The following is a 22,789-nucleotide window of genomic DNA, read 5'->3' as shown; positions in this document are numbered from 1 at the left end:
CCGTCGCGTTTGGGGCCATGCAAAGCAGGAATGTCTCTAACCTACCTTGAACCAGTTCGAAAATACGACCAATCTCGCGGCTGTAGCGGAACCGGCGTGAGGCGGGACCGCCGGCCGGACGATGACGCGCTGATGAAGCGCCGCCCGCGAAGGACGGGCGATCCTCGTCGTCGGACCGCGAGCGGCCCGGACCTGCCCAACGGATCAGGCTCAGGCCCGGATTCTTTACCCGAGGCGTCCAAGAAGAACGCCCGGCCAGCACACAGCGTCGAGGACGGATGCCCGTGAACCTGATGCCCGTGAAAGTCGCCGACCGTGCCGCCACCAAGGCGGCAATCCCCGACCATGCACTCATGGGCGGTGACGGCGGCGTGGACGACGCGACCGCCATCGACGCTTGCAACCTTCATGCCGGAGCCGGCCGCCAGGCCGCCGCACGCCCGGCCGGCCCGCGCACCGATTACGAAACCTATTTCCGTGGCGCCCTCGACCGGCTCCATAGCGAGCGCCGCTACCGCGTCTTCGCCGATATCGAGCGCATTTCCGGCCGCTTCCCACAGGCGACGTGGCGCCGGCCCGAGGGCGGGACCCGCGAGATCACGGTGTGGTGCTCCAACGATTATCTCGGCATGGGCCAGCACCCCGAGGTCGTCGAGGCCATGACCCAGACCGCCGCCCGTTGCGGCGTCGGCGCGGGCGGCACCCGCAACATCGCCGGCAACAACTCGCCGCTGGTCGATCTGGAGCGTGAACTCGCCGATCTCCACGGCAAGGAGGCTGGCCTCGTCTTCACCTCGGGCTACGTCTCGAATCAATCCGGTATCTCGACGATCGCCAAGCTGATCCCGGACTGCCTGATCCTGTCGGATGCCTTCAACCACAATTCGATGATCGAGGGCGTACGCCATTCGGGCTGCGAGAAGCGCGTCTTCCGCCACAACGATCTCGGCCATCTTGAGGAGCTCCTGATCGAGGCCGGCGACCGGCCGAAGCTGATCTGCTTCGAATCGGTCTACTCGATGGACGGCGACGTGGCCCCGATCGCCGCGATCTGCGACCTCGCCGACGCCTACGGCGCCATGACCTATCTCGACGAGGTCCACGCGGTCGGCCTCTACGGCGAGCGCGGTGCCGGCATCGCCGAACGCGATCGGGTGATGCACCGGGTCGACGTGATCGAGGGCACGCTCGCCAAGGGCTTCGGCTGCGTCGGTGGCTACATCACCGGTTCGGCCATCCTGTGCGACGCCGTCCGCAGCCACGCCGCCGGCTTCATCTTCACCACGGCGCTCCCGCCCGCCATCGCCGCCGCGGCCCGAGCCTCGGTGCGCTACCTCAAGCGGTCGTGCACGGAGCGCGAGGCGCATCAGCGTCAGGCCGCCCAGACCAAGGCGGCACTCGCCGCGGCCGGCCTGCCGGTTCTCGCCACCGAGACCCATATCGTGCCGGTGATGGTGGGCGATGCCGAGCTGTGCAAGGCGGCGGCGGACCATCTGCTGGAGCGCCACGGCATCTACATCCAGCCGATCAACTATCCGACCGTCCCGCGCGGCACCGAGCGCCTGCGCATCACGCCCTCGCCGTTCCACGACGAGGCGCGCATCGCCGCGCTGACGGCAGCCCTGGTCGAGACCTGGGACACGCTGGACCTGCCGCGAGCTGGCACGGTGTTCGCAGCGGCAGCGGAATAGTCGGACCTCTCGTGAGGCCCGCCAGCCTCTGCGAGGTGGTCGAGCGGGCCCGCGGCGACGGCGATTGGGATCATCACCTCCAGAACTTCCTCGATGCCTTCTACGCGCGCGATGGTGATGGCGCGGCGCAGCTCGCGATGATCGCGGAGGATCCGGGCTTCCTCGATCGGGCCCGGCCCGATGCGTTCCTCGGCGGAGTCGGCGAGCATCTCGCCCGGCGCTGGCGCCTGCCCTCCATTCCGCTCTGGGTGCGCGACGCACGACGCTACCTCGCCACCGCGATGTTCTGGCCCGACGAGCGCAATCTGCGCGGCTACCTGCTCTGCGTGAGCCCGGTCGCCTTCCGGGTCCGCCTGATCTTCACCGGACCCGATCCGCTTCAGCGCGCCCGCTTTCCCTATCATCGCGGCGTCATTCGCTATCCCCTGACCTTTCCGCCGGAGGCCGCCGCGGCACCGGATCAGAAGACGACGACGAGCCCATCCTCCGCCGCGATGTAGCCGTCGGGCTCGCGGGCGAGCATGTCCGGGCTCATATGGGTCAGCATCAGTCGCTTGGGGGCGATCTCCGGCAGGCGGGTCCGCAGCGTGGCCCAGTCGAGATGGAACTTGACCGGGCGGGTGTCCGTGTAGCCCTCGGCGATCATCAGGTCGGCCCCGTGCCCGGCCGCGACGATGTCCTCCACCCATTCGGTATCGCCGGTATAGGCCACCACCTTGCCGCCCCGACTCAGGCGCAGGGCTTGCGCGGGCGCGCCGGACGGATGGCGCATGGTGAAGGCTTCGGCCCGCACGCCGTCCACCTCCACCGGGTGCCCGGCCGCAATCTCCACGATCTCTACCGGGAAGCGCCGCTCGGCGGTGCTGGAGCCGGGAAACAGCACTTCCATCGCCGCCGGCAACCGCTCGCGCAGGCCCGGCGGCCCGACGATCGTCAGGGGTGATTCGCGTCCGCTCACCAGCTGACCGTCGAGGATCAACCAGGGAAGGCCGCCGAAATGGTCGCCGTGGAGATGGGTGAGAAACACCGTGCGGATGCCGTTCGGATCGACGCCGAACCGGCGGATCGCGATCAGCGCCGAGGCACCGCAATCGATCAGGAAGGCGCCGTGCCCGTCGCCCTCGCGCGCTTCGACATGGAAGCAGGTGTGGAAGCGCCCGCCCGAGCCGAAAGCATCGCCGCAGCCGAGAACCTGAAGGCGCATGGTGTCCAGCCGAATCCAGAATGAAACATCGCCCGGCATTTCGGGCGCGCAACGCTGCGGGCAACCGCGCGAAGCCGCGTCGAGCCGCCTTTTGGGTTTGCACTCCGGTCGAAGATCGGCTGTGACTCCCGGTTAACGAAACCGGTACTCACAAGCGAAGGACGGACGGCATGTCGGGTGGGCACGGAGCGGTCGAGAGTTCGAACAAGCGCGTCGCGTTGCTGATCTCGGTGCTGGCGCTGTTTCTGGCCGGGGCCGAGACCTTGGCCAAGAGCGCGCAGACCGAGGCGCTTGGTGCCAATATCGAGGCCGCCAACCAATGGGCCTATTTCCAGGCCCGCACCATTCGCGGCACCGTGCTCAAGACCGCCGACGAGGCGCTCGCCCTGCTGCCGCCGGGCGCCGATCCGGCCGCGCTCAAAGCCAAGCGCGACGAGTGGGCCGCCACCATGGCGCGCTGGGAATCGGATCCCGCCAAGGGCGAGGGCCGCAAGGAGCTGTCGGCCAAGGCGCAGGGGGCGGAGGTGCGGCGCGACCTCGCCCTCGAACGCTACCACCATTACGAACTGGCCTCCGCGGCGATCCAGATCGGCATCGTGCTGGCCTCCGCCGAGGTCATCACAGGGATCGTCGCGCTCGCCTTCGCGGGCGGGTTGCTCGGCGTGATTGGCCTTGGGCTTGCGAGCTTCGGCCTGTTCGCCCCCCACGCCCTGCCGTTCTTCCACTGATGCCGCGCAGGGAAGAACCGGTGATGCCACTGCCGCCATGAACGTTCCGCGGCGCCCGTTCCGGCCTCATCTCGACCTCGAGTCCGCCGTACCGTCGGCGGCCTCGCTGGCGCTGATCGACCGGATCTACGAGGCGGCGGCGGTTCCGGAATTGTGGCGGTCGGTGCTGATCGACCTCGCCCGGCTCGCCGGAGCACCGGAGGCGGTGCTGATCGTCTCGACCGGCACCCGCTTCCGCGACTGGGTGACGACATCGCCGGAATTCGATGCCTTGGTGGTGGCGCATACCGAGCGCTTCCCCGACAACATCCGCACCCGGCGGCTGCTGGAGGCGCGTCATCCGGGCTTCCTCGCCGATCTCGAAGCGGTCGCGCCGGAGGAGATCGCCACCGAACCCCTCTATCAGGATTTCCTGATCCCCCGCGGCTACGGGTCGGGCATCGCCACCGCCGTGATGGTGCCGAGCGGCGACAGCGTCATCATCAATTGCGAGCGTCCGCATGCCGCGGGAGCCTTCGACCACCAGACGATCGCCGCCCTCGATACCTTGCGCCCGCATCTCGCCCGGGCGGCCCTGCTCTCGGCGCGGCTCGAGATGGAGCGGATCGCCACCACCACCCGCACCCTCGAAATGCTCGGCCTGCCCGCCGCCGTCCTCGGCACGGGCGGCCGCCTGCTCTCGGCCAATGCCGGACTCACCGCGCTGATGCCGCACACGCTCAGCGACCAGCCGACCCGGCTCGCCGTGGTCGATCCCGCCGCCGACCGGCTCTTGCGCGAAGCCCTTGGCGGTCCCGGACAGGCCGGGCCGATGCCGGTGCGCTCGATCCCGATCCCGGCGCAGGGGGAGCGCCCGCCGGTGATTCTCCACCTCGTGCCGGTGCGGGGCGCGGCTCACGACGTGTTCGCCCGGGCCCGCGCGGTGCTGATCGCCACGCCCGTCGTCGCCCGCGAGGTGCCGAGCGCGGAGGTGGTGCAGGGCCTGTTCGATCTGACACCGGCGGAAGCCCGCCTCGCCGCCCTGATCGCCGCGGGCGACGCCCCGGTGCCGGCGGCGGCCAAGCTCGGCATCACGCCCAGCACGGCCCGCTCCGTGCTCAAGCGCGTCTTCCAGAAGACCGGCGTGTCCCGGCAGGCCGAACTTGTGGGCTTGCTGGCCGGTACCGCATTGCCGGAATAGGGCAGCCGACCACGCTCGGTACGGCGATCAAGTGAAGTGTCGTCACGGCTTCAGCCCGACACCCACCGCGCCGATCTGTGCCGCCCGGTAGAGAAAGTCTCCGAAGCGTGTCGTCACGCCCGCCGAACGAGCGGCGAGGACTTCCCGTCGCGCTGGACGATTGTCCGCCGATCCTGTCAGATCGGCAAAACGATCGGGGAGGCAAGCGATGACTGACAACGGGGAAGATCAAGGCCGACTGACGCGGGCGGCAAGCTTCGTTTTTCTCCATACCGAGCACGCGATCTACGCAGCACTCGGGATCCTGCTCGCCCTCACCGCCCTGGTGGCTTTGATCGACGCCGCAGGACTGACATTCAGCGCCATGCTCGCCCTCGGGGGCGCGGATCAGATCCTCGAAGTGGTGGATCGGCTGCTGTTCCTGCTGATGCTGATCGAGATCCTGCACACGGTGCGGGTGTCGATGCGCTCGGGCCGATTGACCTGCGAACCGTTCCTGATCGTCGGGCTCATCGCCTCGATCCGCCGGGTGCTGGTGATCACCCTGCAATCCTCGGAGATCACCCACGCCAAGGATTGGTCGCCGGAGAAGCAGGCGCTGTTCCAGGCCTCCATGATCGAACTCGCCGTGCTGGCCGGGCTGATCCTGACCATGGTGTTCGCGATCTTCGTTCTCCATCGCGCCCGCGACGACGGCAGGCCGGCGGGCGAGGAGACGCAGGAGCATGCCGGCGGCTGACTCAACCGTCCCGCTTCACCCCGGCCGCGTGCTGAAGCGGGCGCTCCTCCAAGAGCACGAGGCAGGCGAGCGCCAGGCCGAGACAGGCGGCCGGCAGCATCATGGCGACGAGGCCGATCAGGATCGAGCGGGTCTCCGCCGGGTGAGGGCCGGACTCGGACGCAGCGGTCCATCGGCACGATGCGGTGCATTCAAGACGGCAAGCCCCGGGGAGCGGGACGATGGATCGGCGAGGGGCCATCGGGCCCGCTTCGTGGGCCGGGATGGCGCGTGGGAGAGCCCGGCAGGGGCCGGCGCCGGGCCGAGCGGATTGCGCCGAGGAGAGCTTGATCGGCGCCCCGGGGGGACGCAAGCAGGGAGTATCCGGCCGAACCTGCGGTCGAGTCCAGGCAGGATTGCGAGAGTGACATCGTGAGCGGCGCGCCCATCGGTGACGAGGCCCTGTTCGCGCCGGCGGCGGCCCGCAACGGTTCTGCGATCCTCGATGTCCTGCGCGGCATCCTGCCGCCCATCGGCCATGTGCTGGAGGTGGCGAGCGGGACGGGCGAGCATGCCGTCCGGTTCGCCGCGGCCCTGCCGGCCCTCCGTTGGCAGCCGACCGATCCGGAGCCGCGCGCGCTGGGGAGCATCGCGGCCCATGCCCGGGCCGCCGCCCTGCCGAATGTCCTGGCACCGATCGAGCTCGACGTCCGGGCGCAGGTCTGGCCGGTGACGCGGGCGGACGCGATCCTGTGCATCAACATGATACACATCGCGCCCTGGGCGGCGACCGAAGGGCTGCTCGCCGGCGCCGGCCGCCTGCTGCCGGAAGGCGGTCCGCTCTTCCTCTACGGTCCGTTCCGCCTCGGCGGCGGCCACACCGCCGAGAGCAATGCCCGCTTCGACCTAGATCTGCGGTTCCGCGATCCGGATTGGGGCGTGCGCGATCTCGAGGCCGTTCTCGCCGAAGCGGCCGGACACGGCCTGCATCTCGCCGAGCGGATCGCCATGCCGGCCAACAATCTCAGCGTCGTCCTGCGGAAAGACGGCCCGCCCGCCCCCTCGACCACCACAGGGTGAGCGAAGGGTGAAGGTTTTGCGCCGTGCTTTTAGTCGCCATTAACCAAGATCCCGTTCAATGACGGAGGCTTAAACGAAGATCCTCTCCTAACGGCGGAGCCCTCCCGGGCCTCACCCGCATGTCCGCGGGGGAGGGCGGGCGGCCGTGTGGGAACCCCGCGTTGCTGAGTATCCCCGCATGGACATCGCCGCGCTCGTTCAGGGCCAGCCCGCCCGGCCCGTCCGCCGCCGCAACCGTCTGCCGGTCGCGGCCCTCGCCCTCACGGCGGTGAGCGGCCTCGCCCTTGCCGGCCTGCTGCGCCAGGGTGAGACGCCGAAGATCGCGACGGTCGAGGTCGCTCCGGCGATCCACGCCGCTTCGCTTCCGGAAGAGGCGATGCCGGCCCCCGCCGACCTCGCCTGGATGCTCGATCCCAACCCGACCGTCGACACCCAGACGTCGGGCTTCGCGCCCCGGGCGGCGTCCGTCGCGACGGCTTTCCGGACGCCCGAGCCGGCAGCGCGCGCGACGCAGGTCGCCGGTCGCGCCGTCGAGACCGCGGCCCCGATCGCCGCGATGGCGGCACCCGAGCCGGCAACGGCCCGGACGCCGGTCTCCGCCCGTCTCGCCCTCACCGTGCCGCTGCCGGTGCGTCGCCCGGCCGAATTCCGCTACGAGCCGCGGGAGCAGACCGCCCGCCTCGCGACCCCGATTCCCCGCGCGACGTCGCGGCAGGCCCGGGAATCGACCCGGCAGGTGTTCAGCGCGGCCGTGACCGACGATCGCTCCTTCTTCGAGAAGCTGTTCGGCGGCGAATCCTCACCGAATACCGCGCCGGCCAGCTCGGGTACGGCCCTGGCTTATGCCGGGCTGGAGAGCGGGGCGGTGGACTCGGCCGCGCGGCGGCGGCTCGTCCCGGGGCCGGTGGCCGAGCCGGGCGTTGCCGTCTACGACATCAGCGCGGCGACGGTGACCTTGCCGAGCGGCGAGGTGCTGGAGGCGCATTCCGGCCTCGGCGTCGCGCAGGACAATCCGGATTACGTCCATCTGCGCATGCGTGGCGCCACGCCGCCCGGCGTCTACGACCTGCGGGAGCGCGAGGCATTATTCCACGGCGTGCGGGCGATCCGCCTCAATCCGGTGGGCGGCTCGGCGGCGATCCACGGGCGCGACGGCATCCTCGCCCATACCTACATGCTCGGGCCGAGCGGCGCCTCGAACGGCTGTGTCGTGTTCCGGCAGTACGACCGCTTCCTGCGGGCCTATCTGCGCGGAGAAGTCCGACGCATCGTCGTCGTGCCCGGCACCGCCCCCGGCATCTTCGCCAGCCGACGCGGCACCCGCCGCTCGGCCTCCGCCGCCGACGGGAACTAGCCCTTCGCCTTGTTCGGCGGAGCGGCCTCGCGCGTCCGAAATCAGACGATGCCGCTCGCCTCGTAGGGCCAGGGCTTGCCGAGATGGGCGGCGACCTGAGCCGGGTCGGGGCCGACGGCCTCGACCGCCGCCTGGACCTGCTCCACCGGAACCTCGAAGCGGCGCGCCCAGTAGGCGCGGTCGCGCGGCTCCTTCAGGACGACCGCGGCAGGGTCCCCGCTCGCCTCGCCCGCCATCCGTCCCTCCGCACCGATCCGCTCGTCCGCCATGCTCCGGCCGCTCCCTGGTGGCCCGGACCATCCGGGCGCTCGCCGGGGAGAACCGTCACGGGGCGGGCGCGGGTTCCGGGCGTGCGAGACCGGGTGAGGCGCGGCGGGACTTCGCCGGCTCGGGGACGATGTGGAAGGCCGCCGGGCGACGGAACAGGAAGTCCAGCCGCGTCCCCCGCACGAAACGCTCGAAGGCGAGGGGCACGACGACGGCGACCGCCGTCACGATCAGGCTGGCGAGCCCGATATCGATGGCGATCCCCGACTTGGCGATGACCGTGCGGGTCACGGCCATCGGCAGGAAGAAGCCGAGATAGATCACGATGGAGCGCTGGCCGCAGGCGCGGAGCGCCGCCGTGACCGGTCCGCCGGCGCGGGTCATCAGGTTGGCGAAGGCGACGATGGCGAGCGCGCCGATGCTGCCGAGGGCGAGGCTCACCACCGGCAGGCCGGCGGCGGAGGGGTGCGAGGGCAGGCCCGTCGGTGCGAAGACCAGTACGGCCTCCAGCAGCGCCCAGGCGGCCAGCCCGGCGAGCGCGAGTCCGGCACGGGCGCGCACCCGGTCGGCAAACCGAAAGATCCACTCGGCGAACAGGTAGCCGCCCAGGAAATAGACGTAGCGGGCGCAGAACTCGTCCACGAGGAGCGGCAGGCTCGAGGTCGGCAGCAGCTGGAGCAAAGCGGCGGCGCCGAGCAGGACGAGCGGCGGCACCCGGCGGTGCAGGAGTTTCGTCACCACCGAGAACACGGCGAGCAGGTAGACGAACCACAGGGTCGAGTACGGCACCACCAGGGCCTCGGCCAGATGCAGGCCGAAGGCCGCGAGCTTACCCTCCGTGCCGACCGCGTCGGCGGTGATCAGCCCGACCTTGAACAGCGACTGGATCAGCACCCACAGGACGTAGAAATAGGCGAAATGGACCACGCGCCGGTCGGCGAACAGGCGCCAGTCGCGGTCGATCACGCGGCCGAGGAACAGGCCCGAGAGCAGGAAGAAGTCGGGGATCCGGAACGGCTTGGCGAAGGCCACGATCGTATGCATGAAGCCCTCGCCTCCGAGCGCCTCGCCGGTGCCGAGCGTCGAATGCATCATCACGACGAGGATGATGCACAGGCCCTTGGCGACATCGACCCAGGCCAGCCGGGACGTTTCCTCGGGATGCGGGCGGAGGGGTTGCGTGGCGCCAGCCATGGAAATCCGGGCCTCGTGATCGGGCGAACCATCCCCGACCCTGACGGCACGCGGTTAACCCGGCCCCGCCGCCGCACCGAATGTTGGCGATGTGGTTAATGCCGCCGAACCTCACCGGCGCGCCCGGCCCTCGCCGCGGCGCTCGCGGGTCTGGCGGGTGGGGGCGTGGAAGTCGTCGGGCTTGTCCCGCACCCAGGCGAGGAAGCGGGCGATCTCGGGATCGGCCCGCAGCGCCTCGACCTCCGCGAGCCGTCGGGCGATCTCGGCCTCGCTGTAGCGGGCGTGGATCGCCGAATGGCAGATCTGATGGAGCCGCACGGTCGCCCCGCGGGCCCCGCCTTTCAGCTTCGGAGTCAGGTGATGGACGCTCTGGCGGGCATGGCGCGGGATCGGCCGCTCGCAGAGCGGGCAGACCGGGAGCGCATCGGGCTTCGGCCCATGCGTATCGGGATCATCGTCGCGCCAGCGCCGGACCCTGCGCCCTACCAAGCGTCCCTCCCTTCTTGCGGTGAGAGAACGGCGAAGGCGGTCGTTGTTTCCGCAGGCATTCGGGCTCGCGCCGGCCGCCGGAATGCGGTCAATGCCCCGTACGCGGCGGCGCCTCGTCGGAGATGCCGACCTTGGCCCAGACGTAGACGGCGAGCAAAGCCACCGGCACGCCGATCAGCGAGGTGAGGACGAAGAACCACGCGAAGCCCGTCCACTCGACGAGGAATCCCGAGAACCCGGCGAGCACGCTGCCGGGAAAGGCGCAGAGCGAGGTCAGAAGCCCGAACTGGCTCGCGGCATGCTCGGTCGAGGCCAGGGTCGACATGTAGGTGATCAGCACCACCGAGGCGAAGGCGTAGGCGAACCCGTCGATGCTGACGGCGGTCGCGAAGGTCCAGAAGGCCGTCCCGCCGTCGCCGCCATGCGCGGCGAGATAGGCCAGGCTCAGATGCGAGGCCGAGGCCGCGACGGTGCCGATGAGGAGGCTCGGCAGCATGCCGATGCGCGGGATCAGCGCACCGGCGAGGAAGGTGCCGCCGAGCCCGATCCAAAAGCCGAACAGCTTGGTGACCGTGGCGATGTCGGTGTTGGAGAAGCCCTGATGCTTGAACAGGGGCACCGCCATCGCGTTCGCGACGTAGCCCGGCATGCGGAAGCCCGCGACCAGCAGCAGGATCGCCGGCGCCATCGGCCCGAGCCGCCGGAGCAGGTCGCGGATCGGGCTCCAGACCGTATCGACGAATCCGGCCCGGGGCGGGTGGGGCGCTTGGTCCGAGGGCGGTTCGGGGGCGAACACGGCGGCGACCATGCCGACCAGCATCAGCGCGCCCATGGCGAGATAGGCGCCGCGCCAGCCGATGCGGTCGGCCAGGAACAGGGCGCCGGCCCCCGCCGCGAGGTTGCCGATCCGCCAGCCGATCTCGGTCCAGGAGGAGAGCACCGCCTGCTTCTCGGGCGGGCGCACGCTGGTGATGCGCCATCCATCGATGACGAGGTCGAGCGTGGCGCCGGCAAATCCCAGGGCGACCGAGAAGGCGATCGTCCAGGCGAGCCAGTGGGCCGGGTCGCCGAAGGCGATGCCGGTCAGCATCGCCATCACGCCGAGTTGCGCCACGACGATCCAGCCGCGCCGCCGGCCGAGGAGGCGCCCCAGCAGCGGCGGGTCGTAACGGTCGAGGAACGGCGCCCAGACGAACTTGAACTTGTAGGCCAGCGTCAGCTCGCTGAGCAGGCCGATCGTCGCGAGCGAGATGCCGACATCGGACAGCCACGCCGATTGCGTGCCGTAGACCAGCAGGAACGGCATGCCGGAGGTGAAGCCGAGCCCGAGCGCGGGCGCGATCCGCCGGTCGGTGAACAGGGCCGACCAGAACGGCGTGCTCTCCGAAACCGCTTTCGTCGGCGCGTTCATGCTGGTCCGGCTCCGCTGTGGATGGGCTTGATAGGCCGCGCCGTGAGGGTGCGCCAAGCGGTTCGCAGACGCCAAGCGGCCGCCACGGGATCGCGGCGGCCGCTCGGTCTTGCACGGGCCGTGCCCTCAATGCCGCGGCAAGGTCCGCAGCGCGCGCAGGAACACGTCCACATCCTCGCGGGTGTTGTAGAAGGCGAGCGAGGCGCGCACCGATTGGTCGACGCCGAAGCGGCGCAAGGCCGGCAGGGCGCAGTGATGCCCCGAGCGCACGGCGACGCCGTGGGCATCGAGATGGTGGGCGACCGTCTCGTTCTTGAGCCCATCGACCGTGAAGGACATCACGCTCGCCTTGTGGCGGGCGGTGCCGATCAGGCGCAGACCCTTGATGTCGGCCAAGCCTTCCTGCGCATAGTCGAGCAGGTCGTGCTCGTAGGCCGAGATCGCCGGGAGCCCCACGCTCTCGAGGTAATCGAGCGCCGCACCGAGGCCGACCGCACCGGCGATGTCCGGCGTGCCCGCCTCGAACTTTTCCGGCGCGCCCTTGTAGACGGTCTTCGCGAAGGTGACGTCCTCGATCATGTGGCCGCCGCCCTGCCACGGCGGCATCGCCTCCAGCAGGTGCTTCTTGCCGTACAGGGCGCCGATGCCGGTCGGCCCGAACACCTTGTGACCGGAGAACACCAGGAAGTCGGCGTCGAGCGCCTGCACGTCGATCGGGATATGCGGCGTCGATTGCGCGGCATCGACCAGCACCGGCACGCCGTAGGCATGCGCGAGCGCGATGATCTCCTGGATCGGGTTCACCGTGCCGAGCGCATTGGCGACATGCGTCACCGAGACGATCTTGGTGCGGCCCGAGAGCAGGGCGGCGTATTGCTCGAAGATGATGTCGCCGCGGTCGTCCACCGGGATCACCCGGATCGTCGCGCCGGTCTGCTGCGCCAGGAGCTGCCAGGGCACGATGTTGGCGTGGTGCTCGATCGTCGAGACGATGATCTCGTCGCCGGGGCCGATATTCGCGCGACCGTAGGAATTGGCGACGAGGTTGATCGCCTCCGTCGTGCCGCGCAGGAAGACGATGTCGTCCTTCGAGGGCGCGTTGAGGAAGCGGCGGGTCTTCTCGCGTCCGCCCTCGAACAGGTCGGTCGAGCGCGCCGCCAGCGTGTGCGCCGCCCGGTGGATGTTCGAGTTGTGGCGACCGTAGAACTCGGATGTCGCGTCGATCACGCTCTGCGGCTTGTGGGTGGTGGCCGCGTTGTCCAGCCACACGAGGCGGTGCCCGTTCACGCTTTGATGCAGCGCCGGGAAATCCTTTCGCACATGCTCGACATCGAACGGCGCGCCGGCCGGCACCGAGCCGTGCGAGGTCACCCGCGGGGCGGGGCCGTGATGGCGCGACGGCTCGACCCGGGGCTGGGCGTGACCCTTGGCCTTACGCGCGGGCGGGGGTGCCGGGCTCAGGAAGTAGTAATCGCCCGTGTTGTCGGGTGCCGGCACGCTCGGATGCGGCAGATGGCCGGTGCGCGAAAAGTGTTCCTGCGCCACATCCTTTCCGCCCCCTTTGCCGCCTTGCGACGGATCGGCGGGCACGAGCTGCGGCGCCAGCGCGTGGGCGAAGCCGTTGGCGCGCGGATGGTCGGACGCGATCTGGCGATGCAGGTCGGGCCCGCCGGGGATCGCGGCGGCGACGTCCGGTACGCTCGGCACGAAGTATTCCGGAAACCGGTTCTGGTTCGGGAGCGGGTGCACCGAGGGAATCCCCGCCACGTCGAAGACGTTCGCGCTCGCCGGCGCGGGCGTCGCGCCCACGGGATTGGCGTGCGACGGGCCGGAAAGGCCCGGCAGGCCGACCGGCGGCGCGCCGAACGAGCGGGCCGCCAGCGCCGACAGGTCGGGCTGGAAGCCCGCGGGGAGGGGCCCCGACGGCACGGAGGGCGTGCCAAGGGGCGCGCTCAGGGTGGCGCCGGGCAGCGCGGGCTGCCCGGAACCGGAGGGAAGGCTCTCCAAGCCCTGGGGGACTTGAGGCGTCTGCGGCAGGTGAGGCTGAAACGGGGCGCTGGCCGCCTGTCCCTGGCCGTAGATCTCGCGGGCGAGACGCCCGACGAGATCGGCATGCGCCAGATCGCCCGCGCTGCCGGTCGGAAGGCCGGGGGCCGGAAACCCCACGAGCCCGGCGTCAGGCGTAGTCATGGTAGTTTCCCAGCAGCACGTTATCGAGACGGGCGATGGCGTCCTCGACCAGCACGGCGGCCGAGAAGTAGCGGGTCACGAGGTGCGAGGCGATGGAATGGTCGTTGGTGCCCATGTAGCGCACCGACAGGCCGGGCTCGATCTCGCCGGTGACGCCGGACTTCTGCAGGCCGACCACGCCCTGCTCGCCCTCGCCGACGCGCAGCAGGAGGATCGAGGTGGTCTGCGCCCCGGTCGCCGGATCGATGTCGATCGGCAGCTTGTCGCTGGGAACGAGCGGCACGCCGCGCCAGGTGATGAAGGGCGCGCCGAACAGGTGGACGACGACCGGCGGCACGCCGCGGCGGGTGGCCTCACGGCCGAAGGCCGCGATGGCGCGGGGATGCGCGACGAAGAAGGCGGGCTTCTTCCAGACCAGCGTCAGCAACTCGTCGAGATCGTCCGGGGTCGGCGGGCCGGAGCGGGTCGGGATGCGCTGGCGCCCCGAGACCTCGTGCAGCAGGCCGAATTGCGAGTTGTTGAGGAGTTCCCATTCCTCGCGCTCCTTCACGGCATCGACCGTGAGGCGGATCTGCTCGCGCAACTGGTCGATCTCATTGGAATAGAGATCGGTGACGCGGGTATGGGTGTTGAGGATCGTCTGGATCGTCGAGAGGTGATACTCCCGCGGATCGATCTCGTAGTCGACGAAGGTGGTTGGCAGGCGCGGCTCGCCGGTATGGACCGCCAGTAGCTCGATGCCCTGCTCGCCGTAGGAATTGGTGTGGCCCTTCAGCCGGTCGCGCTCCTCCTGATACTGGTCGATGCGCGCCCGGATGCCCTCGTCCTCGACCGCGGCCGGATCGAGCGTCAGCAGGGTGACCGCCGACAGCGCCTTCACGGCCGGGGCCGGACCCGCCTCGCCGACGAGGGCGCCCTCGCCGAAATAGTCGCCGCGGGTGGCCAGTCCCTGGCGGAGACGTCCCTTATAGGGTCCCGACAGGGTCAGCTCGACGGTCCCGTCGGCCACCACGACGAGGCTGCGGCCGGACGAGCCCTCCTCGGCAATGGTCTCGCCGGCCTTGTGCTTGCTCTCCGTGAACTTGCCCGCGAGCGCGGAGAGTTCCGCGTCGCCCAGGCGGCTGAACAGCGGCACGGAGCGCAGCGAGCCGGGACGGACGGCGCGCGTGCCCTCCTCGCTCGCCAGGTCGATGCGGCCGGACTTGGCCAGCACCACGGCACGGCGGTTGACGCGGTAGACGCCGCCCGCGACGTCCACGAAGGGGAGGAGCCGCAGCAGGAAGCGGGGGGTGTTGGCGACGTTCTGAACCGAGGTGACGGTCGCGGTTGCTAGATTGCGCGCGGCGGATGCGCTCACGCTCAGGCCCGGTCCACTCATCTGTCGTCGTCTCCGTGATCGGTTCGCTGTGCCGGGACGAGCGCCCATGCGTCCGCAACGATGCGGACGAAGTCCAGCATCGGTGCCGCGCTGTTGTTGACGCGTCCGGCTCAAGATTGGGAATGTCTTGTTCCCCCGCGGGCCCTACTTGTTTTGGCCATCCGGGTTGGCCGAAAACTAGGCTCGACTCCGAACGTCCGTCAATAGAACCGTATTCTCAATTTTGACCATGTCGAAGAACAGTTTGCTGGGTATGTCGTATATATGCGATGAAAATTCTACATATTGACAATAAATTAGAATGAAATTTTGCCAATGCGTTTCATGAAGGAATACTTGAATGGAAATTTCATCTCCTGCCTCCTCCGTACGCACAAGGCAGGCCGATGGGGAGCATCGAAAGCGGAGGCGCGGCTGCGGAAACGTGCTCGAAAGTGCCGTGATCCGAGCGTGGAAGACCTCGAATCGGCGCGCGGCTCCGCTTCAGATGCCGTCCCCGTAGCCGACGAAGGATTGATCCATGCTCTGAGCCGGATTGTCGTCGGCGGCGAGTCGCGAGACGACGCGGGCCGGCACCCCGGCCACGGTGGTGTGGGCCGGCACCTCGTGCAGCACCACCGCGGCGGCGGCGACCTTCGCCCCCTCGCCGACCCGGATGTTGCCGAGCACCTTGGCCCCGACGCTCAGGAGCACGCCGCGGGCGATCTTCGGATGGCGGTCGCCGCTCTCCTTTCCGTTGCCGCCGAGCGTGACGGATTGGAGGATCGACACGTCGTCGGCCACCACCGTGGTCTCGCCGATGACGACGCCGGTGGCATGGTCGATGAATACGCCCGAACCGATCCGCGCGGCGGGGTGGATATCGCAGCCGAACACTTCCGAGATGCGACTCTGGACATGGAGCGCCAGCGTCGCCCGGCCCTGCGCCCACAGCCAGTGCGCCACCCGGTAGCCTTCCAGCGCCGCGAAGCCCTTGTAGAACAGGAACGGGTCGAGATAGCGCCGGCAGGTCGGGTCGCGCTCGCGGATGGCCACGAGGTCGCGCACCGCCTGCGCCGAGAGATCCGGATCGGCCTCGAAGGCCGACAGGCAGAGATCGCGCACCGTGAGCCGCGACAGGTCGCCGTCGCCGAGGCGGTGGGCGAGGCGGTAGGCCAGGGCACCGGAAAGCCTGCGCTGGTCGAGCACGGTGGCCTGGATCAAGCCCGCATAGAGCGGTTCCTCGATCAGCGCCGCCTCGGCCTCGCTCCGCAATTCCCGCCACACCTCGTCTTCCGCCGTGCCCCGGTGAGTGGCGCGCAGGGGAGGTTGCAAGGAGAGTGGGTCGAGGCCCGCGCGGGCCTCGATGGCGCCGGTCGTCATGGAGGGGCGTCCTAGTTCACGCGCCGGAACATCGCCGGCAGGTAGGCCTGCAGGGTCTCGTGGCCCTCGAACTTCACGTCGACCGTGTCCGCCGCGCCGTCCGACACGCCGTCCGCCGCATGCGTGCCGACGACCCGCCCCGTGGCATTGCGCCAGATGCCGAGCGTCTCGGCGAGATCGAGCCGGGCGAACATCACGGCGTCGCCCGGCCTCATTCCGCCGACGGGCCCGCCGCGCTCCGCTCCCTGGCGGGCCGCCGCAGCCCCGTCGGGAAATCTCTTCCAAGTCCGTCCGTCGTGAGGGAAGACTTCCATCGCGCGGTCTCCTCGCCCTAGCAAAATATTCGCTAAGTCATTGTTATAGAACGATATTTATGGATGGATGACCGCTTGGCAAGCCTTGCCCGGAAAGAATCCGCAGGCTACCCCGCTGATCGCGGCCCGTGCGGACGATCCGTTCGGGCCCGGAGGCGGATGTCATGAAGCGCACGATCATCGACCCGACATTCTCCGTGGCCGGGCAGCCCTCGCTGGACGAGATCGCCGCCCTCGGCCGGGAGGGCGTCGCGCTCCTGATCAACAACCGGCCGGACGGCGAGGAGCCGAGCCAGCCGGGATCCGCGGCCGAGCGCGCCGCGGCGGAAGGCGCCGGCCTCGCTTATCTCGACCTGCCGGTGACCGGGCCGACCATCACCCGCGCGGCGGTCGAAGCGTTTCACGCGGCCGTGGAGGCGGCGCCGGGCCCGGTGGTGGCCCATTGCCGAAGCGGCACGCGTTCGCTGACGCTCTGGGTGCTCGGCGAGGTGATCGCCGGGCGCCTGCGCCGCGAGGACCTTCCGGAGCTCGGTGCGCGCCACGGCTTCGACCTGTCCGGGGCCCTGCGCTGGCTCGATGCGAACGGGCTCTGACGCTGAGATCGCGAGATTGAGGGAGACGTCGATGCACCCCTATTGGGCCGGCCTCGCCGGCGGCGCGCTGATCGGCCTATCGGTCGCCGGGCTGATGCTGCTCAACGGCCGCATTGCCGGCATCAGCGGGGTGGTGGCCGGGCTCGGTCAGGATCGCGGCGAGCGGCGCTGGGCCGATCTCGCCTTCGTCGGCGGCTTGATCGGCGGGCCGGCCCTGTTCGCGTGGCTCTCCGACGGATGGCCGACGATGCGCTTCGTGGCCTCGCTGCCCGTCCTGGCGCTCGCCGGTCTCCTCGTCGGTTTCGGCACGCGGCTGGGCTCGGGCTGCACCAGCGGCCACGGTGTGGCCGGTCTCGCCCGGCTCTCGCCTCGCTCGCTGGCCGCCGTCCTCACCTTCCTCGCCGCCGGTATGGTGACGGTGGCGGTGCTTCGCGGGCTCCCTCAATGACCGGCGCCGCCCCCCGTCTCGCCGCCGCCCTCGCCATGGGCCTGCTCTTCGGCCTCGGCCTGTCGCTCTCCGGCATGCTCGACCCGGCCCGCGTCCAGGGATTCCTCGATGTGGGCGGCGCCTGGGACCCGACCCTGATCTTCGTGCTCGGCGGTGCCGTGAGCGTCGCGCTGGCGGGCTTCGCGCTCGCCCGCCGCCTGCCGCGCCCGGTCTTCGACGCCCGCTTCGATCTCCCCGCCCGCCGCCGGATCGACGCGCCGCTGATCGGCGGCGCGGCCCTGTTCGGGGTCGGCTGGGGTTTGTCGGGCCTGTGCCCCGGCCCGGCGGTGGCGGCCCTCTCGACCGGGGCGTTGCCGATTCTGGTCTTCGTGCCGGCGATGCTCGTCGGCATGGCGGCCTTCCGGCTCATCCAGGGCGCCCGGTGAGCCTACCGCGTTGTTCGAGGGATCAAGGCGTGCGCAGGGAGCGGAGGAAGCGCGGGATGAAGCGGCTGCGCCCTCGCATGCCCTCCCCCTCGTCGGCCCCGTCGCTGGACGCCCCGTCCATCAGCGCATCCGGCGCGCCGTCGGTCTCCGACCGGCCATGGAGACGGTTCAGCACGTCGATCACGAGATCGGGGACCGGATGTCGGCAATCCTCCAGCAGGTGGGCGGCCTCGTCGAGGGCCGTCACCTTCGCGACGGACGGCGCGCCGAGCATGCTTTCCAGAAGAATCTGATCCGCCAGTTCGCCGGCCAAGCGGGATACTTCGGAGAGCCGATCAGGGGAGGGGCTCGGTTCGGCCATCGGATGCTTGCGCCTCTCCAGCACTCTTCGGATGCGCGGGCAGGCGAAGAGGCATCAACATAGGTTGCTGACAAGCGCAGTACGGCTCGCCTTGCGGCAAAATCTATATTGATGCGTCTTTCTCGACAACGATTTGTCGCAAAATCGTTGCGTCGGGTCACAGACGTTCGTGGATAAGCTCGATCTTGGCTTTGGGCGGAGGCAATTCGAGCCAATATTCGGGTTGTGCTCGGAGAGAGGTCGGTGCGGTGGGTCGTGCCGGTACCGCTTGCGCGGGATCCGGCCACGGCCCTCTTCTTATTCCTGCGCTCCGCGATCCGGGTGCACCAGATGGGCGTGGAGACTCTGCTCGTAGGCGACGAGGTCGCGGCCCCGCTTGACCGCCCGGTGGTATTGCCGGGCGGACAACTCGTCCTGGATGGCCAGGATGTAGGGGGCCATGCTCGGCGCTGCCTCCAGCAACTGGTTCGCCTGCTGCACGAACAGGTCGTCGGCCTCCGCCGGGTTGTCGGCGAGATAGATCAGTTGGAGCGTCACGCAGAGGCGCTTGGCGGCGGTGTCGGCGTCCGCCTCGAAGATGATCTCGCTCTCGCGCAGGAACTTGCACTGGTTCTCGATCATGAAGACCGATCGCCTATCGCCGTTGCGGATCAGCGCCCCGTTGATGATCAGCCGTTCGTTGGGTTTCAGCTCGATGCGCAGCGGCATGGTTACCGGTTCCTCAATGAGTCGAATGTGAGACTTGTCTCGGGGGATTGCTTAACTATCATCACGAGTGGGCCGGTTCGACTTGGCTGAATCGATCGATACCGCGTGAAATAGCCGATCGGATTAAGGTCTCGGCAAGACGCAGGGTGAAATGTCCGGGGGCCGCCAGAACGACGGCTTCCAGACCCAATAGGATCGCCCCCATGTCCTCCGGTATCACCCTTTCGTCCGCGACCCGCCAGAACCTGCTCTCGCTGCAGGACACCGCCTCGCTCACCTCGACGACCCAGAACCGCCTCGCCACCGGCCTCAAGGTGTCCTCGGCCCTCGACAGCCCGGTCAACTTCTTCACCGCCCAGGCCCTGTCCAACCGCTCGGCCGATCTCGGCGGCCTGCTCGACTCGATCTCGAACGGCGTGCAGGTGATCCAGGCGGCCAACCAGGGCATCACCTCGATCCAGAAGCTGATCGACTCGGCCAAGTCCACGGCCAACCAGGCCCTGTCGACCCAGGTCACCACCACCGGTACGGCCAAGGACGACTTCACCGCCGCCGCTTCCACGGTCGCGTTCTACGTCAACGGCACGGCCAAGAGCACGACGCTGGCGGCCACGGACGACATCGACGCGGCGATCGGCAAGCTCAACACCTCCGCCGGTTCGACGATGTTCTCGAAGGACACGACTGGCAAGAAGATCGTCCTGAACGCCAGCGCCGATGTCGAGTTCAAGGACACCGCCAGCCAGACCGCCCTCGGCTTCTCGGCCGGCTCCGGCACGGCCCCGAACTACGGCACCGCCAACACCACGGTGGCCCAGGCGAAGGAACTGACGGTGTCGGGTGTCGACAGCCGCAAGAAGCTCGCCGAGCAGTTCAACACCTTGCTGACGCAGATCACGCAGCTGGCCAAGGATTCGAGCTTCAACGGCGTCAATCTGATCTCGAACGGCGATCCGACCAACAAGCTGCACATCGCCTTCAACGAGAAGGACACGGCCAACCTCGACATCCAGGGTCAGGATCTGACCTCGGACGGCCTCGATCTCGATGCGATCACCGCTGGCACCACCGGCACCGGCAACTTCCTGCTCGATGCCGACGTCAAGACGACGCTGTTGAGCCTCGGCGCTGCCTCCGACACGCTGCGCTCGGCGAGCTCGACCTTCGGCTCGAACCTCTCGGTGGTGCAGAACCGGCAGGACTTCACCAAGCGTCTGGTCAACATCCTCGATACCGGCGCGGCGAATCTCACCAACGCCGATCTCAACGCGGAAGCGGCGAATTCCCAGGCGCTGTCGACCCGTCAGTCGCTGGGCATCTCGGCGCTGTCGCTGGCCAACCAGGCCCAGCAGGGCATCCTCCAGCTCCTGCGCTGACGCGGTCCCGCGCCGGACGCGCCCGCGCCCGCGCATCCCCGACTTCCCAACCGTCGGATCGCCGGTCTATGGACCGGCGGTCTGACGGCGTTCGCCGTCCCGTCGATCGATCCCGCCTTGCGAAATCTCGGCAAACGCCTCCTGCGCTGGCTTCTGCTCGGCCATCGCTGGCTCGGTATCGCCACCGCGCTTCTCTTCGCCGTCTGGTTCCTGTCCGGAGCGGTGATGATGTATGTCGGCTTCCCGCGACTGACGGAGACCGAGCGCCGCGCCGCCCTGCCGCCGCTGGCCCTGTCGTCCGGCCTGATCGGTCCCGACGCCGCTTTCGCCGCCGCCCGACAAACCGCACCGCCCGCGCGCATCGATCTCGGCATGCTCGGGGACGAGCCGGTCTATCGCATCCAGGCCCTCGACGGCGCCCGCACCATGATCGCCGCCGCCGACGGTCGGCGCATGGAGCGGGTCGATTCCGATCGCCTCCTGCGCATCGCCGCCGGCCACCCTGCCGCCCGGACGGTGGAGGATCTCGGTTCGATCCTGCGCGATCAGTGGACGGTGCATCAGCGCTACGATCCGCTGCGCCCGTTCCGCCTCGTGGCCCTCGGCGACGTCGCCGGGACGCGCCTCTATCTGTCGGAGCGCACCGGCGAGATCGCCCTCGACACCACGCGAACGGAGCGGTTCTGGAACTGGCTCGGCGCCGTGCCGCACTGGATCTACCTCACGCCCCTGCGGGCCGAGCCCGCCCTGTGGCGCGATGTGGTCCTGTGGGTCTCCGGCATCGCCATCGCGGTGGCGGCGAGCGGCACCGTCCTCGGCTTGTCCCGCCTGCGGCTGCGCCCGCGCTACGCCAATGGGCGGACGACACCCTATCGCGGGATCGCGGCGTGGCACCATCTCGGCGGTCTGATCGGCGGGACGGCGATCCTGACCTTCATCGTCAGCGGCTGGCTGTCCATGAATCCGAACCGCTGGTTCTCGCCGACCATGCCGGATCCGGCCGCCCTGGCGCGCTATCTCGGCCCCGAGGCGGCCGTGCGCGCCTTCGATCCTGAGGCGGCGACCCGCACCTGCCCGGATCTGAAGGAGATCCGCTTCGTCCGGGTCGGCGATGCCCCGCTCACCGTCGCGATCTGCGGCGAGGATGCGCCGCGCCCCTGCTGCGGCACCGCGGCGCCGGATCCGGAGAACCTGCACCGTGCCCTCGCTCGCCTGATGCCGGGGGAGGCGCCGCCGCGCATCGAGCGGATCGAGGCCGAGGATTCCTACTGGTACGGTCCCCGGGAGACGCGCCCGCTGCCGGTTCTGCGCGCCGTCTTCGCGGACCCGGCCGCGACCTGGATCCATATCGATCCGACGACGGGCGAGATCCTCGGGCGGATGGATCGCTCGAACCGGGTCTCCCGCTGGTTGTTCAACGGGCTGCACACCCTCGATCTCGCGGTGCTGCGCCGCCGCCCGGTCTGGGACACGGTGATGGCGCTCTGGCTCTCGGCCGGCTTCCTCGTCGCGGTGACCGGGATCATCATCGGTTGGCGGCGTCTGCGGCGGCGCTTCGGCTGAAGATTTCGGCCCGATCTTCTCTGGATTGACAGATTGCGATCCGGATCTTCGTCGACATCGGCGGGCCACGATGTGGGTCGGATGCGTCTTTCGAGTTGCGCATTGTGACGATCGGCCGTCACGGGATCCGCTAATATTCTATAAATATCGATGACCCCGTCGATACGGGCCTCCCGGCAGGGGGCCGCTTCCCACGACTGATTTCCGATCATCGTCTGGAAGGCTTGAGCATGGCTGCCATGTCGTGCCGCGGCTGTCGGGCCCGCTGTCCGCAGGTTAGCGGAACGAGTGCAAATAATTTTTGAGTCGCCCACAAAATAAAATGAAAAATAACGGGCGTCGACTCGGCCCCTCCGGCTGCGGCAAGTCCACCCTGTTGCGCCTCGTCGCCGGGCTGGAGCCGCCGGAGGCGGGCCGCATCGCGGTCGATGGACGGCGGGTCGAAGGCCCCGATCCGTCGCGCCTGCTCGTGTTCCAGGACCCGACGCTCTATCCCTGGCGCACCGTGCAGGGGAATGTGAGGCTCGGGCTTGAGTCCCGCGGCGTTGCGAAACCGGAGCGCGCAGCGAAGGTCGAAGCGGCGTTGCGCCTCGTCGGGCTCGATGGCTTCGCCGAGGTGTTTCCGCACCAGCTCTCCGGCGGCATGGCGCAGCGCGCGGCGCTGGCCCGCGCGCTAGTGAACGCGCCGCGCCTGCTGCTGCTCGACGAGCCGCTCGGCAAGCTCGACGCCCTGACCCGGCTCGCGCTGCAGGCCG

General features: G+C 69.4%; 25 protein-coding genes. 13 read left to right on the top strand and 12 right to left on the bottom strand.

The window, feature by feature from the left end; translation table 11 throughout:
- Nucleotides 1-278: 278 nt before the first annotated feature.
- Together hemA and OWC43_RS03210 are read left to right on the top strand one after the other, a co-directional pair.
- The gene (hemA, locus tag OWC43_RS03215; protein WP_393955689.1) at nt 279-1,691 is read left to right on the top strand and encodes a 5-aminolevulinate synthase; all 1,413 of its coding nucleotides are present in this window, start codon (nt 279-281) and stop codon (nt 1,689-1,691) included.
- Nucleotides 1,692-1,702: 11 nt separating this feature from the next.
- Entirely contained in the window at nt 1,703-2,191 is a 489-nt protein-coding gene (locus tag OWC43_RS03210) for a hypothetical protein (protein ID WP_393955688.1), read from the top strand.
- On the opposite strand, the gene OWC43_RS03205 is transcribed toward OWC43_RS03210, so the two are convergent.
- Nucleotides 2,152-2,895, bottom strand: a complete 744-nt coding sequence (locus OWC43_RS03205) for an MBL fold metallo-hydrolase (RefSeq protein ID WP_393955687.1) — start codon at nt 2,893-2,895, stop codon at nt 2,152-2,154. The two genes, OWC43_RS03210 and OWC43_RS03205, sit on opposite strands and share 40 nt — an antisense overlap.
- A 170-nt stretch (nt 2,896-3,065) precedes the next feature.
- On the opposite strand from OWC43_RS03205, the gene OWC43_RS03200 reads away from it, so the two are divergent.
- From OWC43_RS03200 to OWC43_RS03190, 3 genes are all read left to right on the top strand, one after another.
- Complete coding sequence (locus tag OWC43_RS03200) at nt 3,066-3,623, top strand: DUF4337 domain-containing protein (RefSeq protein WP_393955686.1); 558 nt, start codon at nt 3,066-3,068, stop codon at nt 3,621-3,623.
- A gap of 37 nt (nt 3,624-3,660) precedes the next feature.
- Nucleotides 3,661-4,803 (top strand): helix-turn-helix transcriptional regulator, encoded by a 1,143-nt coding sequence (locus OWC43_RS03195; protein ID WP_393955685.1) that lies wholly within the window; start codon nt 3,661-3,663, stop codon nt 4,801-4,803.
- Between the two features lie 208 nt (nt 4,804-5,011).
- A complete protein-coding gene (locus OWC43_RS03190; RefSeq protein ID WP_137830115.1) occupies nt 5,012-5,542 on the top strand; it encodes a phosphate-starvation-inducible PsiE family protein in 531 nt (176 codons plus the stop codon).
- 1 nt (nt 5,543) lies between these two features.
- On the opposite strand, the gene OWC43_RS03185 is transcribed toward OWC43_RS03190, so the two are convergent.
- A complete protein-coding gene (locus OWC43_RS03185; protein WP_393955684.1) occupies nt 5,544-5,783 on the bottom strand; it encodes a hypothetical protein in 240 nt (79 codons plus the stop codon).
- A 170-nt stretch (nt 5,784-5,953) separates the two neighbouring features.
- On the opposite strand from OWC43_RS03185, the gene OWC43_RS03180 reads away from it, so the two are divergent.
- Together OWC43_RS03180 and OWC43_RS03175 are read left to right on the top strand one after the other, a co-directional pair.
- Nucleotides 5,954-6,601, top strand: a complete 648-nt coding sequence (locus OWC43_RS03180) for a DUF938 domain-containing protein (protein WP_393955683.1) — start codon at nt 5,954-5,956, stop codon at nt 6,599-6,601.
- 178 nt (nt 6,602-6,779) lie between these two features.
- Nucleotides 6,780-7,955 (top strand): tlde1 domain-containing protein, encoded by a 1,176-nt coding sequence (locus OWC43_RS03175; RefSeq protein ID WP_393955682.1) that lies wholly within the window; start codon nt 6,780-6,782, stop codon nt 7,953-7,955.
- Between the two features lie 41 nt (nt 7,956-7,996).
- Here OWC43_RS03175 and OWC43_RS03170 read toward each other — a convergent pair whose 3' ends face one another.
- The 8 genes from OWC43_RS03170 to OWC43_RS03135 form a co-directional block, all read right to left on the bottom strand.
- A complete protein-coding gene (locus OWC43_RS03170) occupies nt 7,997-8,224 on the bottom strand; it encodes a DUF3606 domain-containing protein (RefSeq protein ID WP_393955681.1) in 228 nt (75 codons plus the stop codon).
- Nucleotides 8,225-8,279: 55 nt separating this feature from the next.
- Nucleotides 8,280-9,416 (bottom strand): acyltransferase family protein, encoded by a 1,137-nt coding sequence (locus tag OWC43_RS03165; RefSeq protein ID WP_393955680.1) that lies wholly within the window; start codon nt 9,414-9,416, stop codon nt 8,280-8,282.
- Nucleotides 9,417-9,527: 111 nt separating this feature from the next.
- Nucleotides 9,528-9,905: a restriction endonuclease gene (locus tag OWC43_RS03160; RefSeq protein WP_393955679.1), complete on the bottom strand. Its 378-nt coding sequence runs from the start codon at nt 9,903-9,905 to the stop codon at nt 9,528-9,530.
- Between the two features lie 88 nt (nt 9,906-9,993).
- The gene (locus OWC43_RS03155; protein ID WP_393955678.1) at nt 9,994-11,316 is read right to left on the bottom strand and encodes an AmpG family muropeptide MFS transporter; all 1,323 of its coding nucleotides are present in this window, start codon (nt 11,314-11,316) and stop codon (nt 9,994-9,996) included.
- A 126-nt stretch (nt 11,317-11,442) separates the two neighbouring features.
- Nucleotides 11,443-13,506, bottom strand: coding sequence for a family 2A encapsulin nanocompartment cargo protein cysteine desulfurase (locus OWC43_RS03150; protein WP_393955677.1), 2,064 nt, complete (start codon nt 13,504-13,506; stop codon nt 11,443-11,445).
- Entirely contained in the window at nt 13,493-14,884 is a 1,392-nt protein-coding gene (locus OWC43_RS03145; RefSeq protein ID WP_393955676.1) for a family 2B encapsulin nanocompartment shell protein, read from the bottom strand. The genes OWC43_RS03150 and OWC43_RS03145 overlap by 14 nt, the downstream gene beginning before the upstream one ends.
- A gap of 483 nt (nt 14,885-15,367) precedes the next feature.
- Nucleotides 15,368-16,246: a serine O-acetyltransferase gene (gene cysE, locus OWC43_RS03140; RefSeq protein ID WP_393955675.1), complete on the bottom strand. Its 879-nt coding sequence runs from the start codon at nt 16,244-16,246 to the stop codon at nt 15,368-15,370.
- An 11-nt stretch (nt 16,247-16,257) separates the two neighbouring features.
- Complete coding sequence (locus OWC43_RS03135) at nt 16,258-16,560, bottom strand: hypothetical protein (protein WP_373324408.1); 303 nt, start codon at nt 16,558-16,560, stop codon at nt 16,258-16,260.
- Between the two features lie 164 nt (nt 16,561-16,724).
- Here OWC43_RS03135 and OWC43_RS03130 point away from each other — a divergent pair, with 164 nt between their 5' ends.
- The 3 genes from OWC43_RS03130 to OWC43_RS03120 are packed head-to-tail and all read left to right on the top strand — an operon-like array spanning nt 16,725 to nt 18,026.
- Complete coding sequence (locus OWC43_RS03130; protein ID WP_137830105.1) at nt 16,725-17,153, top strand: TIGR01244 family sulfur transferase; 429 nt, start codon at nt 16,725-16,727, stop codon at nt 17,151-17,153.
- A 31-nt stretch (nt 17,154-17,184) separates the two neighbouring features.
- Complete coding sequence (locus OWC43_RS03125; protein WP_393955674.1) at nt 17,185-17,601, top strand: YeeE/YedE family protein; 417 nt, start codon at nt 17,185-17,187, stop codon at nt 17,599-17,601.
- Nucleotides 17,598-18,026 carry a DUF6691 family protein gene (locus OWC43_RS03120; protein WP_393955673.1) on the top strand — a complete coding sequence of 143 codons (429 nt, stop codon included), beginning with the start codon at nt 17,598-17,600 and terminating at the stop codon, nt 18,024-18,026. The genes OWC43_RS03125 and OWC43_RS03120 overlap by 4 nt, the downstream gene beginning before the upstream one ends.
- A gap of 22 nt (nt 18,027-18,048) precedes the next feature.
- Here the strand turns inward: OWC43_RS03120 and OWC43_RS03115 are convergent, their stop codons facing one another.
- The gene (locus tag OWC43_RS03115) at nt 18,049-18,387 is read right to left on the bottom strand and encodes a hypothetical protein (RefSeq protein WP_393955672.1); all 339 of its coding nucleotides are present in this window, start codon (nt 18,385-18,387) and stop codon (nt 18,049-18,051) included.
- Nucleotides 18,388-18,684: 297 nt separating this feature from the next.
- On the bottom strand, nt 18,685-19,095 hold the full coding sequence (locus OWC43_RS03110; RefSeq protein ID WP_137830101.1) for a flagellar biosynthesis repressor FlbT: 411 nt from the start codon (nt 19,093-19,095) through the stop codon (nt 18,685-18,687).
- A gap of 203 nt (nt 19,096-19,298) precedes the next feature.
- Between OWC43_RS03110 and OWC43_RS03105 the strand changes: the two genes are divergently transcribed.
- From OWC43_RS03105 to OWC43_RS03095, 3 genes are all read left to right on the top strand, one after another.
- Entirely contained in the window at nt 19,299-20,471 is a 1,173-nt protein-coding gene (locus tag OWC43_RS03105; protein WP_393955671.1) for a flagellin, read from the top strand.
- A 117-nt stretch (nt 20,472-20,588) separates the two neighbouring features.
- Complete coding sequence (locus OWC43_RS03100) at nt 20,589-22,034, top strand: PepSY domain-containing protein (protein ID WP_393955670.1); 1,446 nt, start codon at nt 20,589-20,591, stop codon at nt 22,032-22,034.
- A gap of 322 nt (nt 22,035-22,356) precedes the next feature.
- A partial coding sequence (locus OWC43_RS03095) for an ABC transporter ATP-binding protein (protein WP_393955669.1) occupies nt 22,357-22,789 on the top strand: 433 nt, incomplete at its 3' end.

This window comes from Methylorubrum sp. POS3 (genome assembly GCF_043352485.1).
GTDB lineage: Bacteria > Pseudomonadota > Alphaproteobacteria > Rhizobiales > Beijerinckiaceae > Methylobacterium > Methylobacterium suomiense.
Note: the sequence above shows the minus strand (reverse complement) of the source record. Positions and strands in the feature narration are given on the sequence as shown.

Coding starts and splice junctions, on each gene's coding strand:
- OWC43_RS03205 (WP_393955687.1), bottom strand. CDS start 2,895: ATGCGCCTTCAGGTTCTCGGCTGCGGCGATGCTTTCGGCTCGGGCGGG.
- OWC43_RS03105 (WP_393955671.1), top strand. CDS start 19,299: ATGTCCTCCGGTATCACCCTTTCGTCCGCGACCCGCCAGAACCTGCTC.
- OWC43_RS03175 (WP_393955682.1), top strand. CDS start 6,780: ATGGACATCGCCGCGCTCGTTCAGGGCCAGCCCGCCCGGCCCGTCCGC.
- OWC43_RS03165 (WP_393955680.1), bottom strand. CDS start 9,416: ATGGCTGGCGCCACGCAACCCCTCCGCCCGCATCCCGAGGAAACGTCC.
- OWC43_RS03120 (WP_393955673.1), top strand. CDS start 17,598: ATGACCGGCGCCGCCCCCCGTCTCGCCGCCGCCCTCGCCATGGGCCTG.
- OWC43_RS03190 (WP_137830115.1), top strand. CDS start 5,012: ATGACTGACAACGGGGAAGATCAAGGCCGACTGACGCGGGCGGCAAGC.
- OWC43_RS03125 (WP_393955674.1), top strand. CDS start 17,185: ATGCACCCCTATTGGGCCGGCCTCGCCGGCGGCGCGCTGATCGGCCTA.
- OWC43_RS03110 (WP_137830101.1), bottom strand. CDS start 19,095: ATGCCGCTGCGCATCGAGCTGAAACCCAACGAACGGCTGATCATCAAC.
- cysE (WP_393955675.1), bottom strand. CDS start 16,246: ATGACGACCGGCGCCATCGAGGCCCGCGCGGGCCTCGACCCACTCTCC.
- OWC43_RS03155 (WP_393955678.1), bottom strand. CDS start 11,316: ATGAACGCGCCGACGAAAGCGGTTTCGGAGAGCACGCCGTTCTGGTCG.
- hemA (WP_393955689.1), top strand. CDS start 279: ATGCCCGTGAACCTGATGCCCGTGAAAGTCGCCGACCGTGCCGCCACC.
- OWC43_RS03170 (WP_393955681.1), bottom strand. CDS start 8,224: ATGGCGGACGAGCGGATCGGTGCGGAGGGACGGATGGCGGGCGAGGCG.
- OWC43_RS03195 (WP_393955685.1), top strand. CDS start 3,661: ATGAACGTTCCGCGGCGCCCGTTCCGGCCTCATCTCGACCTCGAGTCC.
- OWC43_RS03185 (WP_393955684.1), bottom strand. CDS start 5,783: ATGGCCCCTCGCCGATCCATCGTCCCGCTCCCCGGGGCTTGCCGTCTT.
- OWC43_RS03115 (WP_393955672.1), bottom strand. CDS start 18,387: ATGGCCGAACCGAGCCCCTCCCCTGATCGGCTCTCCGAAGTATCCCGC.
- OWC43_RS03130 (WP_137830105.1), top strand. CDS start 16,725: ATGAAGCGCACGATCATCGACCCGACATTCTCCGTGGCCGGGCAGCCC.
- OWC43_RS03135 (WP_373324408.1), bottom strand. CDS start 16,560: ATGGAAGTCTTCCCTCACGACGGACGGACTTGGAAGAGATTTCCCGAC.
- OWC43_RS03200 (WP_393955686.1), top strand. CDS start 3,066: ATGTCGGGTGGGCACGGAGCGGTCGAGAGTTCGAACAAGCGCGTCGCG.
- OWC43_RS03145 (WP_393955676.1), bottom strand. CDS start 14,884: ATGAGTGGACCGGGCCTGAGCGTGAGCGCATCCGCCGCGCGCAATCTA.
- OWC43_RS03150 (WP_393955677.1), bottom strand. CDS start 13,506: ATGACTACGCCTGACGCCGGGCTCGTGGGGTTTCCGGCCCCCGGCCTT.